The organism is Pseudomonas sp. MAG733B, assembly GCF_036884845.1.
Lineage (GTDB): Bacteria > Pseudomonadota > Gammaproteobacteria > Pseudomonadales > Pseudomonadaceae > Aquipseudomonas.
Window position 1 is genome coordinate 3967188 of sequence record NZ_CP145732.1, and the last position, 15585, is coordinate 3982772.

At 59.7% G+C, this 15585-nt stretch carries 14 protein-coding genes; 1 reads left to right on the forward strand and 13 read right to left on the reverse strand.

Annotated elements, in window-relative coordinates; translation table 11 throughout:
• Nucleotides 1-13 precede the first annotated feature (13 nt).
• The 12 genes from V6Z53_RS18195 to V6Z53_RS18250 all read right to left on the reverse strand — a co-directional run bounded on the left by V6Z53_RS18195 (nt 14) and on the right by V6Z53_RS18250 (nt 13399).
• Nucleotides 14-1081, reverse strand: a complete 1068-nt coding sequence (locus V6Z53_RS18195) for a maleylacetate reductase (protein ID WP_338580996.1) — start codon at nt 1079-1081, stop codon at nt 14-16.
• 8 nt (nt 1082-1089) lie between these two features.
• Nucleotides 1090-2553, reverse strand: coding sequence for an aldehyde dehydrogenase family protein (locus tag V6Z53_RS18200; RefSeq protein WP_338580997.1), 1464 nt, complete (start codon nt 2551-2553; stop codon nt 1090-1092).
• A gap of 90 nt (nt 2554-2643) precedes the next feature.
• Entirely contained in the window at nt 2644-3663 is a 1020-nt protein-coding gene (locus V6Z53_RS18205) for a hydroxyquinol 1,2-dioxygenase (RefSeq protein WP_338580998.1), read from the reverse strand.
• A gap of 48 nt (nt 3664-3711) precedes the next feature.
• A complete protein-coding gene (locus tag V6Z53_RS18210) occupies nt 3712-4206 on the reverse strand; it encodes a hydroxyquinol 1,2-dioxygenase (protein WP_338580999.1) in 495 nt (164 codons plus the stop codon).
• A gap of 221 nt (nt 4207-4427) precedes the next feature.
• Nucleotides 4428-5357, reverse strand: a complete 930-nt coding sequence (locus V6Z53_RS18215; RefSeq protein ID WP_338581000.1) for a LysR family transcriptional regulator — start codon at nt 5355-5357, stop codon at nt 4428-4430.
• Nucleotides 5358-5584: 227 nt separating this feature from the next.
• Nucleotides 5585-6619, reverse strand: coding sequence for a branched-chain amino acid ABC transporter permease (locus V6Z53_RS18220; RefSeq protein ID WP_338581001.1), 1035 nt, complete (start codon nt 6617-6619; stop codon nt 5585-5587).
• Entirely contained in the window at nt 6619-7482 is an 864-nt protein-coding gene (locus V6Z53_RS18225; protein ID WP_338581002.1) for a branched-chain amino acid ABC transporter permease, read from the reverse strand. Before V6Z53_RS18225 ends, V6Z53_RS18220 begins: the two co-directional genes overlap by 1 nt.
• 2 nt (nt 7483-7484) lie before the next feature.
• Nucleotides 7485-8177, reverse strand: coding sequence for an ABC transporter ATP-binding protein (locus V6Z53_RS18230; RefSeq protein WP_338581003.1), 693 nt, complete (start codon nt 8175-8177; stop codon nt 7485-7487).
• A 3-nt stretch (nt 8178-8180) separates the two neighbouring features.
• Nucleotides 8181-8906 (reverse strand): ABC transporter ATP-binding protein, encoded by a 726-nt coding sequence (locus V6Z53_RS18235; RefSeq protein ID WP_248692590.1) that lies wholly within the window; start codon nt 8904-8906, stop codon nt 8181-8183.
• A gap of 25 nt (nt 8907-8931) precedes the next feature.
• Nucleotides 8932-10242, reverse strand: a complete 1311-nt coding sequence (locus tag V6Z53_RS18240) for an ABC transporter substrate-binding protein (protein WP_338581004.1) — start codon at nt 10240-10242, stop codon at nt 8932-8934.
• Nucleotides 10243-10329: 87 nt separating this feature from the next.
• Nucleotides 10330-11676 (reverse strand): outer membrane beta-barrel protein, encoded by a 1347-nt coding sequence (locus V6Z53_RS18245; RefSeq protein WP_338581005.1) that lies wholly within the window; start codon nt 11674-11676, stop codon nt 10330-10332.
• A gap of 697 nt (nt 11677-12373) precedes the next feature.
• Complete coding sequence (locus V6Z53_RS18250) at nt 12374-13399, reverse strand: IS110 family transposase (protein ID WP_338580500.1); 1026 nt, start codon at nt 13397-13399, stop codon at nt 12374-12376.
• A 323-nt stretch (nt 13400-13722) separates the two neighbouring features.
• Here V6Z53_RS18250 and V6Z53_RS18255 point away from each other — a divergent pair, with 323 nt between their 5' ends.
• Nucleotides 13723-14781, forward strand: coding sequence for an RHS repeat-associated core domain-containing protein (locus V6Z53_RS18255; RefSeq protein WP_338581006.1), 1059 nt, complete (start codon nt 13723-13725; stop codon nt 14779-14781).
• A gap of 75 nt (nt 14782-14856) precedes the next feature.
• Here the strand turns inward: V6Z53_RS18255 and V6Z53_RS18260 are convergent, their stop codons facing one another.
• On the reverse strand, nt 14857-15576 hold the full coding sequence (locus V6Z53_RS18260) for an NAD(P)H-dependent oxidoreductase (RefSeq protein WP_338581008.1): 720 nt from the start codon (nt 15574-15576) through the stop codon (nt 14857-14859).
• Nucleotides 15577-15585: the final 9 nt, after the last annotated feature.

The window sequence follows — 15585 nt, forward strand, 5'->3', positions numbered from 1 at the left end:
AGTGGCGGGCCTGTCAGGCGGGCGCCAGCCCTTGCAGGGCGCGGTTCAACAGCGCTTCGATCGGGCCTGGTTCAAACGGCCGTGGATTGTAATAAGGGCTGGCGCAGGCGATTTGCGCCGCTTCGGCCGGGCCGTTTGCGGGGAGACCGATGTCAGCCAGCGCCAAAGGAATGCCCAGTTTCTGGTTCAGCGCATAGAGCAAGGCGCCGACCTCGCTGGCCTCGCTGCCACCCAGTGCGCGAGCGGCACGTTGCAACGGTCCCGCCGCCGCTTCGCGGTTGTAGTGCGCGGCGTGCGGCAGAACGATGGCGTGGGCCTGGGCGTGGGGCAGATTGAAAGTGCCGCCCAAGGTGTGACAAAGCTTGTGGTGCAAGGCCATGCCGACCGAACCGAGGCAAATGCCCGCCAGCCACGCGCCGTACAACGCCTGGCTGCGGGCCTCGGCGTCGTTCGGATCATTGACCACGCCCGGCAACGCCTGCGCCAGTGAGCGAATCGATTCTTCGGCCATGAAACCGATAATCGGATTGGCGTCCTCGGCGTACAGCGCCTCGACCGCGTGTGCCATGGCGTTCATGCCCGAGCAGGCGGAGATTTGCGCCGGCAGGGTCAGGGTCAATTGCGGATCGTAAATCACGGTTTTCGGCAGAACCCTGGGATCACGCCCGGTTTTCTTCAGGCGGTTCTCGGTCAAGCCGTAGATCGGTGTCATCTCCGAACCGGCGTAAGTGGTCGGCACGGCGACGATCGGCAGGCCGGAATCCATGGCAATGGCCTTGCCCAGACCGATGGTCGAACCACCGCCAATGGCCACGCAGCAATCGGCATCCAGGCGCGCTGCTTCAACCCGCGCCGCCTGCGCCACTTCCAACGGAACGTGCATCACCGCTTTGGCATAGACGCCCGCCGCGCGATCACCGAGCAAAGCGGCTACCCGCTCGCCCAGCCCATGCTGTTCAGGGGTGGTGAGGATCAGCGCACGCCGGGCACCCAGCCGTTCGATTTCCTCAGCCAGCGCCGAGAGTTTGCCCCAGCCGAACACCACGCGGGTCGGCAGGCTTTGGTAGACAAAAGGATTCATGGCAAGCCTCAGCGTTTGAAGTGCGGCGCGATTTTCGCGTCGACGTTGACCCATACCGAACGGGCTTCGGTGTAGTCGTGGATCGCCTCAAAGCCCATCTCACGGCCGTAACCGGACTGGCCGACGCCACCAAACGGGCTGCCGGGGCTAACGCGTTTGTAGCAGTTGATCCAGCACATGCCGGCGTGAATCGCGTCGGCCATTTTGTGCGCGCGGGTCAGGTTCTGCGTCCACAGGCCGCTGCCCAGCCCGTACTCGGAGTCGTTGGCGATGGCCAGCGCTTCTTCGTCGGTGCTGAAACGCACCACGGTGACGAACGGGCCGAACACTTCTTCCTGGCACACCCGATCACTCGGTTTGGCTTCGACAATCGTCGGTTCGACGTAGAAACCCTTGGCCAGGGCCTTGTCGTCCGGCGCCTTGCCGCCAGCGAGGATCTTGCCGCCCTGCTCGATGGCAATATCGATGTAGGCCATCACACGGTCGCGGTGCAGCGCCGAGGTCAGTGGCCCCATTTCGGTTTCCGGGTCCATCGGGTCGCCCAGGCGAATGGACTTGGCCAATGCGATAAAGCGCTCCAGGAACTGGTCGGCGATGTCCTTGTGCAGAATCAAACGTGAACCAGCGATACACGCCTGGCCCTGGTTGTGGAAGATCGCCCAGGCTGCGCCATTGACGGCCGCTTCGATGTTGGCGTCTTCGAAAACGATGTTGGCACCCTTGCCGCCCAGTTCCAGCTGGATGCGCTTGAGGTTGCTTTTCGAGGCTTCGACGATCCGGCGACCAGTGGCGGTCGAACCGGTGAAGGCGATCTTGCCCACGTCGAGGTGTTCAGCCAGCGCTTGCCCGGCGGTATGGCCGTAACCCGGCACGACGTTGACCACGCCTTTGGGGAAACCGACTTCGGTCATCAACTCCACGATGCGCAATGTCGACAACGGAGTGATTTCCGAAGGCTTGATGACGATGGTGTTGCCTGCCGCCAGTGCCGGGCCCATTTTCCAACTGGTGAACATCAGCGGAAAGTTCCACGGCACGATCTGCCCGACCACGCCGATCGGTTTGCGCTGCACGTAGTTGAGGAATCCGGCTTCGACCGGAATCACCGAGCCTTCGATCTTGTCGGCCATGCCGCCGAAATAACGGAAGCAAGCGGCGGTGCGTGGCACGTCGAGGCCACGGGAATCGCGAATCGGGTGTCCCGTATTGAGGGATTCAAGCTGCGCCAGTTCTTCGCTGCACTCTTCGATCTTGTCCGCCAGTTTCAGCAGCAAGCGACCACGTTCGGCCGCGCCCAGCGCCGACCAGGCCGGGAACGCGCGCTTGGCAGCGGCGACAGCGAGGTCGATATCAGCGGCTTCGGCGGCGGCAATGCGGGTGATCAACGAGCCGTCGTGGGGCGACACAACGTCGATGGTGCCGCCGGCGACCGCATCGACGAAGCGGCCATCGATATAGAGCTGATTTTGCATAATGGTTTCCTCGCACCGCGCCTGTCGCGCAGTGTCTGACTGAATGGCTGGAAGCATGGCCCGACGGGTTGCCGGGCAAGACACGAGGTCTTAGAACTCGATCGGGTACGGCTTGAGCTCGCCGCTTTCGTAGCGTTGCGGCAGGTTCGGCGTGGCGTTTTCCCAGACCAGCAGCATCGAGCGTTTGGTCGAGTAACCCTGGTGGCGGATGTCCGCCGGCATGGCGCAGATGTCGCCGGCACGCATGGTGATGCGGGCGCGGGGATTGCCGTCGTCCTTGTCGCCGACGTCCCAGATGATCTCGTCGGACATTTGCAGGAACCACTCGACCCGGTCATTGCCATGGAACACCGGCAGGATGAATTCTTCGGTGGTCGGGCAGAACAGGCTGGCCTTGCACACCGAGGTCACCGACGGGTTCCAGGTCACGTCGGAACGCGACAGGTACTTGTGCAGGTTGAAGGCATGCAGTTCACCTTCGAAACCTTCGGCGGCGTGGATTTCCGGCTCGTCCTGCGGCACGTCGATGAACTGGCGATTGACCGGCAGATCGTTGCGCAGCGGTGAATCATCCGGCAGGCCCGGCATGCGTTTGGTGGCGATGCGGAAGCGTTCGATGGCTTCGATGTTGTCGCCGTTCTTGCGGCCGAACGCGCTGCCGGTTTCTTCCGGCGCGGCGAACGGGTCGAACGTGGCGTTGGTCCAGTCGCGCAGGATGGCCTTGAACGTGGCCATGATCAGCGGCGTTTCGAAGTTTTCGGTGTAGTTGACGCCGGCAGCCTTGAGCGTGCCATTGAAGGTGCCGGCGTAGAGGTCGACTTTGCCGTAGTAATTGCGGGTGCCGATGACCTGGTCGAAGTTGACCCAGCCGTAGAAAAAGCCCCAGGCCACGTCGCGCATCATGGCGCGCAGGAAGGCGTCGACCGGAATCAGGTGCGAGCGGGTCTGGCCTTTGGCGGGCCAGGTGATGCGGGCGAAATACTCGTCGCGCGACAGTTCGAAGGCGCCGAGTTCGAAGGAGCGGTAGCCGGTGACGGCATGAGGTGCGCTCATCTTGAGTTCATCGTCGGCAAACAGGGCGGTATCGGCAGCGGTTTCAAGCATGGCCATGGCGGGTTTCCTCTTGTTGTTGTGGGATGGGCGGTCGGGCTCGGCAGATCACTTGAAGCAGATGTCTGCCCACTTCTCGACCGACAACGGGCCTTTGATGGTCTGCTGCAGAATCACGCCCGGGCGACTGGCTTCGAAGCGATACGCCGTGCCCACCGGCAACAGGCATTGATGGCCGCGCTTGAGCAGCACGTAACCCATTGGCTTGCCCGCCGGCAGATCACCGGCCAGTTGCGTGCCCTCGCCTGCCTTGAGCGGCGAATCAAGCTTGAGGAAGTCCACCCGCACTTCGCCGTCCATGACGATGGCGAACTCGTCGTGCGCTGCGGTGTACCAAGGCGATTGGCCTTCGGCGCGCAGGGTTTCAATCACGTAGCCGAGGTTGAGGCCGACGATGACTTTTTCGTAAGGAAGGGATTTTTCCGCCACTTCGAAAATGTTCGAAAAGGCGTAGTGGCTGGCCTGGCCGCTGATGATCTCGACCGAGCCTTTGCTGTAGTTGTCCAGCGAGCCGAAGACTGTTTCGATTGCCGCGCTACTCATGGTTTTCACCGTTTTGTTGTTGTAGTAACAGTGAGTCAACAGTACGTCGCAGCCGATGCCGGAACAATTAGAGGACCGGCGACAACAGTGTTCGCGAAACGCAAACACTGCCTCGACTGTAGGAGCAAAGCTTGCTCGCGATAGCGGTGTGTTAGTCGATATGAATGTTGAATGTACCGCCGCCATCGCGAGCAAGCTTTGCTCCTACAGGGACGGTTCCTTCAGCGTACCCAACCCCGCTCCAGCAACGGCTTGTCCCAGCATGGCTCATCGCCGAAGTTCTCCACCAGAAAGTCGATCAACGTGCGCACTTTCAAGGCCCGGCGCTGGGTCGCGGGGTACACCGCCGAGAAATTGAAGGAAGACAACGCGTACTCCGGCAGCACTGGAATCAATCGGCCACTGAGCAAATCATCGCTGGCTACCAGGGTCGGCAGGCAGACAATGCACACCCCGGTCTGCGCGTAATCGCGCAACAAATGCACCGAGTTCGAACGTACCTGGCCCGGTAGGCTCAGCTCCACTTGCTCGTCGTCACGGGTGAAGATCCAGCGGTTGCGCGACGGATAGCCCTCGTACAGGGCGATCTTGTGTTGCAGCAGTTCCTGGGGATGGGTCGGCACGCCGAACTCGCTGGCGTAATCGGGGGACATGCAGAACAAGCGGCGCACGCTGAACAGTTTGCGCTCGATCAGGGTTTCGGCCATGGGCGGGAACATCTGGAACGCCACGTCGAAGCCTTCTTCGATGGGGTCGACCACGCGGTCGTTGACGATCACGTCGACTTCGATGTCCGGATACAACCGGGTGAACTCGGCGAGCATTCGGCCGAAGTGACCGATGGCAAACCCCGGCAGCATCTGTACGCGCAGTTTGCCGGTGGGTTTGGCGCGTAGTTCGCGCATGTGCTCGGTCAGCGAGTTGAAGCCCGCGACCATGTCGGCGCATTCCTTGTAGTAGGTCTCGCCCACTTCGGAGAGCCGCACATGCCGGGTGCTGCGATGGAACAGCGGCGCGTTGATGAACTGTTCCAGTTGCTGGATACGGTGAGTGATCACCGAACGGGTCACGCCCAATTGCTGGGCGGCCTTGGCGAAGTTGCCAGTCTCGGCCACCCGCACAAAGGCTTCGACACTGAGTAAACGATCCATGGGGCAGGCTCTCTGGATGCTTTTGTTCTTATAGGAACAGCGAGGTTAGCCTGTCGGCACCTCGCACTCCAGATCCATTGTGGCGAGGGAGTTTACTCCCGTTCGGCGGCGCAGCCGGCGCAGTCCCGGACAACGCGCTGTAACTGATATTCCGCGGTGTCCGGGTTTAGGGACGCTTCGCGACCCAGCGGGAGTAAACTCCCTCGCCACAAATTTCCCTCCACAGACTACCGAGCGTTTTGAATCGACAACCGCCGCTGCATCGGGAAAACCTGCCAGCCCAGGCGTTCGCTGATCAGTCCCCACACTCCTTGCGGCGCCTTGAGCATCATCACCACCGCGACCACGCCAAGGATGATCATGTACACCGCGCCGTATTGCGCCAGGCAGCCGCGCAACACGAAGTAGATCAACGTGCCGATCAACGGGCCTTCGAGGGTGCCGATGCCGCCGATGATCACGATGAAGATCACCACGGCCGTCCAGTCCTGCAGGTTGAACGCCGCATCCGGGGAAATCCGCAGTTTTTGCAGGAAGATCAACGCCCCGACCACACCGGTGCAACCGGCGGCCAGTACGTAGACCATCAGTTTGGTGCGGAACGTATCGACCCCGAGGCTGCCGGATGCCGGTTCCGAATCACGAATCGACGCCAGGGCCAGCCCTTGTCGCGAGCGCAACAAAAAGTACACCACTGCCACGGCGCCGATGGCGATGGCCAGTGCGGTGAAATAGATCAGCGTTTCGCGCCCGTCCCGGTCGTTGCCGATCTGCCGCACAATCGCCGCCGGCAAGCTTTGCCCCGATCCGCCGCCCAGGCTGCTCATCTGCGCCAGCCCCAAACGGAACACCTCCGCCACCACCCACGTGCCGATGGCGAAGTAGGCGCCACGCAGGCGAAACACGATCAACGCCGTGGGAATCGCCAGCAACGCGACCAGCACCCCGGAAAGCAGAACCGCGAACAATGGCGGTACGCCGAACTGGGTCGCCAACATGAACAACAGATAACCGCCCAAGCCAACGAACGCCTGTTGCCCTACCGAGACCATGCCGGCGTAGCCCGCCAGCAAATTCCACATTTGCGCCAACGCCAGGTAATAGGCGAACTCCACCACCAGCCGCAGGCTCGCACGGTCCGCCCACAAGGGTGCGCTGAGCAAAATCAACACGCACAAGCCCAGCAACGACAAGCCGATGGTGCTGCTGGTGGTCGTGCGTTGTACGCGATAAACCGGCGCGGGATTGTTCAAGGCATTCATCAGTCGACACTCCGGGGAAACAGGCCACGCGGACGCACGACCAGGATCAGCAGAAACACAAGGTGACCGGCGAGGATTTGCCAACCGGGATCGATTTTCGCGCCCACGGCCTGCGCGACGCCAAGAATCACTCCACCCGCCAGCGTGCCCCACAGGCTGCCCAGACCACCGATGATCACCGCCTCGAAACCGTACAACAGCCGCGCCGGTCCGACAGTCGGGTCGAAACTGGTGCGGATCGCCAGGAACACCCCGGCAATCGACACCACGGCCATCGCCAGCGCCATCGCCAAGCCGAAAATGTGCGCGTTGTTGACGCCCATCAGCCGTGCGGTGTGCTGGTCATCGGAGGTAGCGCGAAACGCTCGGCCCAACGAGGTTTTGTAGAACAACAGTTGCAGGCCGCCGATGATCAACAACGCGCTGCCAAACACGATCAGCGGCATCACGCCGACGCTCAGGCTGCCGATGCCGACACTCGCCACCTCAAGATCACCCTGGGACAGCTTCTGGCTATCGGCGCTGAAGAATTCCAACAGTACGTTCTGCACGATGATCGACAGGCCGAACGTCACCAGCAGCGGCGGCAGGATGTCCGTGCCCAGCGTGCGGTTGAGCAGCAGCCGTTGCAGCAGGTAGCCAAAGCAGAACATCAGCGGCACCACGATCAGCAGACTCGCCAGCGGACTGAAGCCCAGATGGTTGACCACCATCAGCGCCAGGTACGACGCCAGCACGATGAAGTCGCCATGGGCGATGTTGACCAGGCGCATGATGCCGAACATCAGCGATAGCCCCACCGCGAACATCGCGTACAGGCCACCGAGCAACACGCCTTGAAGCAAAGTATTGAGCCATTCCATCACTAGATCCCGAAATACGCGGCTTTGATTTGTGCTTTGTCCGCGTCCCCAGCGCGCCCGGTCAGGGACACGCGCCCTTCCTGGAAGCAATAGAAGCGGTCGCACACACTCAGTGCCTGATTGATGTCCTGCTCGACGAGAATCACCGTGGTGCCGTCGGCCTTGATCGAAGGCAACGCGGCGTAGATGTCCTTGATCGTCGTCGGCGCCAGGCCCAGGCTGATTTCGTCACACAGCAGCAAGTGCGGGTTGGCCATCAGGCCACGGCCAATCGCAACCATCTGCTGCTGGCCGCCGGACAGCGCCGTGCCGGGGCGTTTGCGCAGTTGTTCCAGCACAGGGAACAGCTGATAGATGCGCTTGAGCGTCCACGGTCCCGGGCGTTTGCTGTAGGCGCCGATCAGCAGGTTTTCTTCGACGCTCAACGACGGAAACAGCTTGCGGCCCTCCGGCACCAGGGCGATGCCGCGCTCCAGCACCTGATTGGCAGGCATGTCGCCAATCGCCTGCCCCTTGAAAGAAATGGCGCTCGGCTGGTTCTTGATCAGCCCCGCCAGCGAGCGCAGGAAGGTCGATTTTCCCGCGCCGTTGGAACCGATGATCGCCACGGTTTCACCGGCCTCAAGGGTCAGGCTGATGTCGAACAGCGCTTGAAAATCGCCATAGCCGGCGCAGAGTTTTTCGATGGTCAGCATGCGTCAGCTCCCGATGCCCATATAGATGTCCTGCACCCGAGGGTCGGCCATGACGCTGCGCGGCTCGCCTTCGGCCAGTTTGGCGCCGAAGTTGATCACCGTCAGGCGACTGACCACCGCCAGCAACGCGTGCACGATGTGCTCGATCCAGATGATCGCGACGCCGGATTTGTGGATGCCCTGAATGGTTTCCACCAGTGCCAGGCACTCCGGTTCCGTCAGGCCACCGGCGATTTCATCGAGCAACAGCAAACGCGGTTGAGTCGACAAGGCCCTGGCCATTTCCAGGCGTTTGCGGTCGAGCAAGGTCAGCGAACCGGCCAGCACATTCGCCTTGCGCATCAGGCCGGTGAGTTCCAGCGTCTGCGCGCACCATTGGCTGGCCTCCTTGTCCCGCAGCCGCGCACCGAAGGTCGCGCCCACCAGCAGGTTCTCGAACACGGTCATTTTCACGAACGGGTGCGGGATCTGGTGGGAACGGCCAATGCCTTGCTGGCAGCGCTTGAACACCGGCACGCGGGTAACATCGCGGCCTTCAAAATGAATCGTGCCTTTGTCCGCCGCCACGCCACCGGCGATCAGGTTGAACAGCGTGCTTTTACCCGCACCGTTGGGGCCGATGATGCCCAGTGCTTCGCCCGGTTGCAGGGTCAGGTCGATGGCGTCCGTGACCTTCACCTGGCCGTAGCTTTTGTGCACATCGGTCATTTGCAGAAGTGGTTGTTGCATGGTGCACCCGTGTCCTGTTGCGCGATCAATACGTAATGGCCTGCATCTCGCCGCCCAACGGAATCGCCGGCGCGGTGGCATTGCTGGTGATGATCAGGTCGTATTTGTTGTCCTGACCCAAGCGCCACTGGCCGCTGACCAGCGGGGTCTTGGCGACGTTTTTCACCGGTCCACCGGTCCAGTTGATCGGCCCGACCACGGTGTTGAGGTTGGTCTTGAGCAAGGCATCGCGAACCGCGTGTGCATCACCGACTTCCTCGGTGCGCTTGAGGATGTCCACCGCCAGTTCGAACAAGGCATGCACGAAGCCCAGCGGTTGCGTCCACTGCTTGCCGGTGGCCTGGGTGAAACCCTGAGCCAGTTGCCCGGCACTGGCGCCGGTCAACGATGAACTGAACGGGTGGGTCGGGCTCCACCAGATTTCGGTCGACAGGTTGTTACCGGCCTTACCCAACGCCTCGACGGCGGTCGGGAACAGCAGCGCCTTGCCCACCGACACCGCTTTGGGCTTGAAGCCTTGCTGGCGAGCCTGGGTCCAGAACGTGCTCAGATCCGGTGGAATCACCACACCGGTGACGATCTCGACATCGGCCTTCTTGAATGCGGCAATCTGTGCGGAGAAATCGTCGGTCAGGCTCTGGAAGCGGCCGGGGTCGACCAGTTGGAAACCCTTTTGCGCCAGCACCGGCGGGAAACCAAGCTTCTGGTCGCCCCAGGCATTGCCGTCGCCATCGTTGGGAAACAGACCGCCGACGACTTTGTTCGACGGCATCGCGCCCCACATCGAGCTGTAAGCGCCGATCACATCTTCCAGTCCCCAGAAGAAGTGGTAAGTCCACTCGAAGCCTTGATCCGGTTTACCGCCACGGGTGAAGAACCACGGCTGCCACGGGGCGACGGTGGAGATGCAGGGAATCTCGTTGATTTCGCACTGGTCGGACACCGGGTTGGTGGTTTCCGGCGTCGACGACACCAGCATCAGGTCGACCTGATCCGACAGAATCAGCTCGCTCGCCACTTCCGCCGCGCGGTTGGGGTTGGACTGGCTGTCCTTGACGATGACTTCCAGGCGATAGGCCTTGCCGCCAACGTTGATCGTGTTCTTCAGCACTTGCTTGAGCGATTCGATGATGTAGTTGTCGGCCGCCGCGAACGGCGCCAACGGCCCGGTTTGCGGGCTGACATAGCCGAGCTTGATCACCCGCTCACTGCCGATGGCGAAGGTGAACGGCATGCTCGCCAGTGCCACGCCACCGGCCGCAACGCCGGTGCTGCGCAGGAAATCGCGGCGGGAGAAATTACGGCCAAACAGGTTGTTATCGTTGTTGTCTGTCATGTCAGTACTCCAAAAGCCTGGACGAACGGGGTCGCCACGTGTGGCCGGGCCAACACGCAGGGTCAGGGGTAAACGGAAGAAGTCGGTTTAAAAGAACAAGCTGACGTCGAAGGACGCGACGACCTGCTTATCCTTTTGCCCATCGGCGTAGGCATCGCGACCGGGGCCGGAATGAATGTCGTAGCGCAGTTCCGGACGCAGGCGCACGTTGGGTGTCGGCATCCAGGCCAGGTTGGTGGTCACGCCGTAGAAGCTGCCCCAGGTCGGGTCCGGAATGCCGGTGTTCGGGTCGATATTGGCCATCATCACGTGGACCGGCGCATCGGTGTAGAACCATTCGGCGCGGCTGTTCCACATCAGGTTTTCACTGAGTTTGTGATACCAGTTGATGTCGGTGCCGTACCAGGTCGCATCGTTCTTGTTGGCGAAACCGGCGAACGCGCCCTGCTCCTGGGTGCCGTAGTTCAACTCCAGCGCCACGCGGTTGTTCGGGTCGAGCACTTGCGACAGGGTCAGGTACGACGCCAGGCGTTTGTAGTCATCGTCCTTGGTGCCCGCCGGCAGCGGTGAGCCGCAACTGCATTCGGCAAAGCTGTCGCCGGCGCCGTTGCCGTAGATGTTTTCCCAATCGATCCAAGTGGTGAAGTCCGCCGAGCGCCAGCGCACGTTGGCGATCACGTCCGGGTCGTGGTTGGGGTCTTGCAGGTTGTTCCAGCCCTGCACCACGCCCAGTTCGAAGCCGAGCATGCTTTCGCCGGGCGCCGACGGCAGTTTGAACGAGTACAACGCGCCGGCATGTTTGGCCGGGCCGTGCATGAAGGAATAGGTGTGCGAGTAGAAGTCAGTCGGTGCGGGTGACGGCAAGGCAAAGCCGATTTCGTTCTCCAGCGGCGTGTGGAAAATCCCGACCATCAGCTCCGAACCGCCAAGCACCGGGAAGTAGAAATTGACGTAGGCCTGGGCAACGGTGAATGCCGGATCTTCAGCCTTGTTGTCGCGGTTGACGCTCAGGTCTTCGTCCCAACCATAGGTCTTGAAGTAGCGCGCATCCTTGCCGTACAGCGCGGTGACGTTGAAACCCCAGTCAGCCTCTTGCGGCATCGGACCGGGAAACGGCCCCACGCGGCCGATCACATTGCTCTTGGGTTTCTTTTCCACGGCCAGGGCGAACTGGTTGAGGTTCACGCCTTCGTCGGTGTTGAAAAAGCTCTGCTTGCTGACGTCATCCGTGCCGTTGTTGTTATAGATCACACCGGCCTGCGCCCAGCCGTAGACTTTAATCCCGTGTTCACGCTCAAGGCTGTCGCCGAACACGCTGCGCACCAGCGAACCCATGGGATCGTCTGCCGCCAGCGCCACAGAGGGAAACAAAACGCCGGCACCCAGAACGGGCGCGACCAGGGTTGCTGCGCAAACCCATGCACGAATACTCATACCTGCCTTCCTTATTTTTATTAGGCGCCAATCCCCCGAAGGGGCATGTGGCCGAAAGCAAGGTATGACGTCTTGATGAGCCCTGGCTTGAGCTCCACCCGACCGTTGGCGGATCGTGGTGTTCGGCGTAATGGAGGCTACAAGCCAGCCACTACACCAACAATTCCAATCTCGGCGACTTCAGTGTTTGCGTATTCAGAACAATCCCGAGGGTATTTGCAGGGATCTTTTGTAGGAGTGAGCCTGCTCGCGATGGGGGTGGGTCAGGCAGCATTGATGCTGAAGCTGATGGCCTCATCGCCAGCAGGCCGGCTCCCACAGGGGTTTGTGGCGGGTACTTGGCCATCTGCGGCAACGCCGATCATTGTGGGAGCCAGCCTGCTGGCGATGGCGGTGGGTCAGCCAGCATGGATGTTGAAGCTGATGGCCTCATCGCCAGCAGGCTGGCTCCCACATCTATGGATACCCCCATTTCTGCAATACTGTTTTTGATGTGTGTTTGGCTTGCTTTCATCTATCCGGCGTCTGGGGGACGACCCTGCGCCTCGATGAGAATCGCGCCTGACGGCCCTTCATAGGGAGAAGGCTTTTTCAGCCTTGTGGGAGCCCAGGGTAGTCGTCAGGCCGGTTGGCCGTTCACGTCATCTGTTATCCAGCATCGCAAAACCAGGTGGGTGGTGCTCGGGTGGCAGCGGGGTCAAGCGTTCATCGCGCTTGACCCCGCCTTGAATTCATCATGGTGAGCGGCGATCGACCAGGCGATTCTTGCCAGTTTGTTGGCCAGGGCGCAGACCACACGGTTGGAATGATGGCGAGCCAGTAGCTGGCGAACCCAATCGGCTAGCGCTCCTGTCTGTCGTTCCAGCCCCATCAGATACACACGGGCGCATTGAATGAGCAGTCGCCTTTGATTTCGGTCACCGCGTTTGCTGATACCCAAAAGTACGGTCTTGCCACCGGTGGAATGTTGTTTGGGCACCAGCCCAATCGAGGCTGAATAGTCTCGACCGCACTTGAACTGCTGGCCGTTGCCCAACTCCGCAGCCAGGACGCTGGAGGTGATCGGGCCTACGCAAGGTATCGTCATCAGGCGAGAAGCCAGATCATCTTCAGCGGCTTGGCGTTCAACCTGCTTGTCCAGCGCCTTGACCTGCCCGTCCAGGTAGTTGAAGTGCGCATGCAGTCCCAGCAGGATTTGTTTGATCAGCGCAGAAAATGAGCATTCCTCCAGCAGCGCTGGCAGTTCTTTGATGGAGTGAAAGCCTGGGGACAGGCTGATACCGACCTCCAACAGGCCGGCGTGAATCCGATTGACCGTAGCGGTGCGCTCCTTGATGTAGGACTCGCGCACTGAGTTGAGCATGGCCAGCGCTTGTTGCGCTTCGGTTTTCGGGGACACAAAACGCATGGTCGGGCGGCTCGCCGCCTCGCAAATCGCCATGGCATCGGCGAAGTCGTTCTTGTTGCTTTTTACATAAGGACGCACGAGATGAGGCGCTATGAGCCTGGGCATATGCCCCCATTTTGCTGCTTCTCGTGCCATATAGTGGGCGCCGCCACAGGCTTCCATCACCACCGTGCACGGTTCAAGGTTGGCCAAGTGCCTGGCCAGTCCCGCGCGATTGAATTTCTTGTGGTAGAGCTCATGACCGCGATCATCTTGAGCATGCAGATGGAAGGTATGTTTCCCTAGATCGATAGCGACAATAGTTACGTTGTTCATGGCAATGGCCTCCGAAAGACACCCTGTGAAAGCTTAGAGAGCAATCACAGGGTGTGAGGGGGTAGCCATTTCATTAGGGGTTTGTGGTGGGTACTTGGCCATCTGCGGCAACGCCGATCATTGTGGGAGCCAGCCTGCTGGCGATGGCGGTGGGTCAGTCGACATTGATGTTGAAGCGGATGGCCTGATCGCCAGCAGGCTGGCTCCTACAGGGGTTGTGGGGGTTGATCTGAAAAATCTACCTATCAGTTCTACTAGTACCCGCTTCCTTCAAATCTGCGGATACTCAAACCTCTCGATTATTGAAAGCGTGGAGTGCCGTTATGTATTGCTGCCGCTATCGCTACGACCCACTGGATCGGTTGATCAGCCACATCGAGTCAGCCGCTCCACGACATCGCTTCTATTGCAAAAATCGCTTGGTCACCGAGATAGAGGGCGCGCTCAGGCACTCCATCGTTCAGCATGGCGATCTGTTGTTGGCGCAAAATCAGCACGAGAATGATGCGTTCGGTACCACCTTGCTGGCGACGGACTTACAGCGCTCGGTGCTACTCACGCTTGAGAAGAGCACTGGGCGCCAACCTATTGCCTACTCCCCCTACGGCCACCGGTGCGCCGAAAGCAGGCTGACCGGGTTGCTGAGATTCAACGGCGAGCGGCCAGATCCGGTGACCGGGCATTATTTGTTGGGTAATGGGTATCGGGCGTTTAATCCGGTTTTGATGCGGTTTAATAGTCCGGATAGCTTGAGTCCGTTTGGGAAGGGAGGGATAAACTCGTATATGTATTGTTTGGGCGACCCTATAAATCGAGGAGACCCTGACGGAAAGAGCCCACTGGTGTTTCTCAAAGGAAATTTGACAGGAAAGATGAAAGTGTCTGGCGAAACCGCTTACATCCAACCAGGGATATCTACCAATCAAGCGATGCGGGCGAAAAGCAAAATAGAACTCCAAATGAAACAGATCGACAAAAACACAGCAAATCTTAATGCAAAATTTAAATCAAACATGGAGAGAAACTACTCACCTACAACCAGCGACAACACCCTACAAGAGCTCGCAATAAACACCATCAACTCTAATAACAAAATAAACATCACAGAGCTGCCCAACAAGCTTAAAGATCACATACAAAACATGGATGTAACAACTCGGCACTTTTATGAAGAGGTTCGTATTCTTGATAAAATCGATCTTTCACGCTTGGACTGGGTCGCATTAAGGGGGAGCCATATTCATCTGCATCGAGACCACATGCGACTGAGGCAGTTAGCACTAGCCTACCAACGAGAAGTATCTGCCATACGAGACACTAATGAGGCGCTGGAAATTAACTCCAGAGGGATTTTCAACGACCATTTCACTTCGCGCAGATAAGTACGAAACTTTTCAGGTTAGTTGATCGTTCCACTCATGAAAACGATCAACAGGCAAAGGCCGTTAATCCGGCTCTTATCTCAGATCAAATGTCTGACACAGTGGATACAGTTGTTCATCAAACTCCGCCAACTTCGGAAACACCAACGGATGATCATCACTCAGATGCTGCAACCGCTGCCCATAATCAGCCAGAAATTGCTGACGCGCCTCTTCACTGATATACGGCACATGCCACGCCACAAACGGTTCCAGCACATCAAAACCAACGTAAGCCAAGGTCCCACGCAAAATCGGCCGCAACATGTCTTCCAACGGACCATGAATCGCGCCCTCACCAAACATGTGTTCGCGCCCACCCAATGTCACCGTGACCAGCGCCTTCTTGCCCGCCAATCCTCCCTGATCGTAAAAGCGCTTGCCGCCATAGCAAATGCCCGACACCAGCACCCGGTCAATCCAGCCCTTGAGTATCGCCGGGGTGGAGAACCAGAAGATCGGGAAGTTGAGGATCAGCAGGTCAGCCCACAGGAGTTTGTCGAGTTCGGCCTGGATGTCGGCAGCCAGCGATTGGCTCTTCACGCCAAGGCGTTGTTCCAGTGCATAGACCAGATACTCGGGGTTTTCCCGCGACGAGAAGTCCGCGTCGCTGGCCACCGGGTTCCAGTTCATTTTGTACAGGTCGCTGACCTGCACTTCATGGCCCTGCGCTTCTAGGGTAGCCACCGCTTGGTCACGCAGCGCAGCGGTGAAGGATTTTGGTTCCGGGTGGGCGTGGACGATCAATACTTTCATGGTGATTCC